The organism is Tabrizicola sp. (assembly GCF_051645465.1).
Taxonomy (GTDB): Bacteria; Pseudomonadota; Alphaproteobacteria; order Rhodobacterales; family Rhodobacteraceae; genus Tabrizicola.
Genome location: NZ_JBOFBI010000321.1, coordinates 1 through 2,260 on the forward strand (window position 1 = coordinate 1; position 2,260 = coordinate 2,260).

The window sequence follows — 2,260 nt, forward strand, 5'->3', positions numbered from 1 at the left end:
CTGCTGCGCCGCGCGAAGCGCGCGCCTTAGCGAAGCTCTCCGCTGCCAATCCGACACATGCATGCAGTGGAGCCACACCGGCGCCAACCAGACTGCGAAGAGAAGCGTGACCCGGATGAGCGACAAGACCCCAGAAGAAAGAAGGAAAATGAGCTTGACCCAAACACACAATTAGAGAAGCCGACGTTCGTGGCAAACCGGCTGCGGCGCTGCAACATCCAATACCGGTCATTGAAGTGATTGCGGATGGGGTGCCGTAGCTGTTGCTGTCGGAGGTGCATTAGGCTGCCGCCCACGCGAGGGCGCATTGGATGAATCGTCCTGGGCGGAGCGCCGATCTAGAGGGCAGTGTCTACAGACACCGAGTTCTGCAGATCTGCCCCCATCGGGTTTTCGAAGGAGAATACCGTACGGTGTGCGTAGACTTTTCCTGGCGGAAGCATGCTGTCCGGAAACCCGGGCTGGTTTGGGCTGTCGGGAAAAAACTGGGTCTCAAGGCAAAGGCCCGCCTTGCGACCGAAAATCCTGCCCCCTTGGCCAAGAGCCGGGACATTGATCTGATCGCCATCGTAGAACTGCAGACCTGGCTTGCTGGTCATGACCATCATGCCGATGCCCGATTTCTGCGATGTTAGCCGCGCGGCTTTTCGCAAGCCGTCAGCCGTAGAAGGCGGGGCCGACAGGACGAAGTTATGATCGAATGAGCGCTGCACCTGCCGCAAGTGCAGCGGCTGGCGAAAGTCGAAAGCCGTGCCAGCAACCGGGCTTATGCTTCCGGTCGGAATCTGATCCGGTCCGACAGGCGTATAGGCCTCCGCGAAAATCTGTAGGTGATGGTCGGAAGTGTCGCGACCGCCATCCAGGTTGAAGTAGGCGTGCTGGGCCAAGTTCACTGGCGTGGCCGCACTGGTTGTCGCGCGGAAATCAACGACCAAATTCCGATCCGCCGAGACACTGTAGGTGCAGCTCACGTCCAGCGTACCGGGGAAACCCTGATCGCCATCGGCAGAGGTCAGAACCAGCGTCACGGCCTCTTTGGTAAGATCGGCGATCCGCCAAACCCTGCGCGCGAAGCCTTCGGGGCCTCCGTGCAAAGTGGTCTTCGACGCCTCGTTCCGTTCAAGCTGGTAGGTGCGACCGGCGTGGCTGTATTGGCCACCGGCGATGCGATTGGCATAGCGGCCAACGACGGCGCCGAAATAGGGGGAGTGGGCCGGGTAGGGATCGAAGGTGTCAAAGCCTAGCGTCAGGGACAGGCGCCTGCCGTCGCCAAGAGGGAGCGAGAGATCGCAAAGCACGGCACCCCAGGTCATGATCTTTGCCTGCAGACCGTCGGGGGCGCCCAGCGTTACCTGATGCACATCCGCACCGCGATAGGAGCCAAAGACGCGCGGGGATGCGGTACCGTTCTTCATCTGGCATCCAGGCCGGGTTTGTCCACGCGTATCCGGTTCGTCAGCTGCGCCTGCAAAAGGACGACCGCCAACAGGAACAGCCCTCGGATCACGGATTGCCAATAGGCCGAAAGAGATATCCAGCCCTTGCCGTTTTCAAAGTTGAGGATGGTGAAAAGCACACCCAGAAGCAGCACGCCGGCCAATGTGGTGCCGACCGACCCAGCCCCGCCGGTCAGAAGCGTGCCACCTACCACGACGGCGGCGATCGCGAAAAGCTCCCAGCCCACACCCTCAATCGGCTGGCCGGCGCCGAACTGGGCGGCAAGGATCACCCCGGCCAGACCGGCACAGCCACCCGAGGCGAGGTAGACGAGGAAGGTGATCCGGCGCACAGGCAGGCCCATCATCCGCGCCGCGTCCTCGTTGCCGCCGACGGCAAGCACGGTGCGGCCGGCGCTGGTCAGGTTCAAGACCACAGAGCCTGCGATATAGGCGACAATGGCGATCAGGGCAGGCACCGGGAAGCCGAGTATGTTGCCCTGGCCCAAGGCGGTGAAGGCAGTGTCGTAAGAAACGGACACGGACTGGTTCTTCGCCAGGAGGAGCGCCGTCCCGCTAGCCGCGAGCATGGTCGCAAGTGTGGTGATGAAGGGCATGATCTTCAGCCGCGTCACGATCAGCCCGTTTAGGGTGCCGACGATCAGGCCCGCCGCAAGACCGGCCAGAAGCCCGGGCACCAAGCCGTATGGGCTGGCATAGGCCGCGGCGACCGAGGACAGCGCCGCAACCGACCCGACCGAAAGGTCGATCCCGCCCGTCATGATGACAAAGCACATCCCCAGCGAGACGAGCGCGAACATCGA

At 62.3% G+C, this 2,260-nt stretch carries 2 protein-coding genes; both read right to left on the minus strand.

The window, feature by feature from the left end; translation table 11 throughout:
• Positions 1-338 precede the first annotated feature (338 nt).
• Entirely contained in the window at positions 339-1,415 is a 1,077-nt protein-coding gene (locus ACRCSW_RS20700) for an aldose epimerase family protein (protein ID WP_438707546.1), read from the minus strand.
• Positions 1,412-2,260 (minus strand): ABC transporter permease (locus ACRCSW_RS20705; RefSeq protein WP_438707547.1); only part of this gene is annotated, 849 nt, incomplete at its 5' end. The genes ACRCSW_RS20700 and ACRCSW_RS20705, both read right to left, overlap by 4 nt.

Bases quoted from the DNA above. Each gene is read 5' to 3' on its own strand.
- ACRCSW_RS20700 (WP_438707546.1), bottom strand. From the start codon at position 1,415: ATGAAGAACGGTACCGCATCCCCGCGCGTCTTTGGCTCCTATCGCGGT.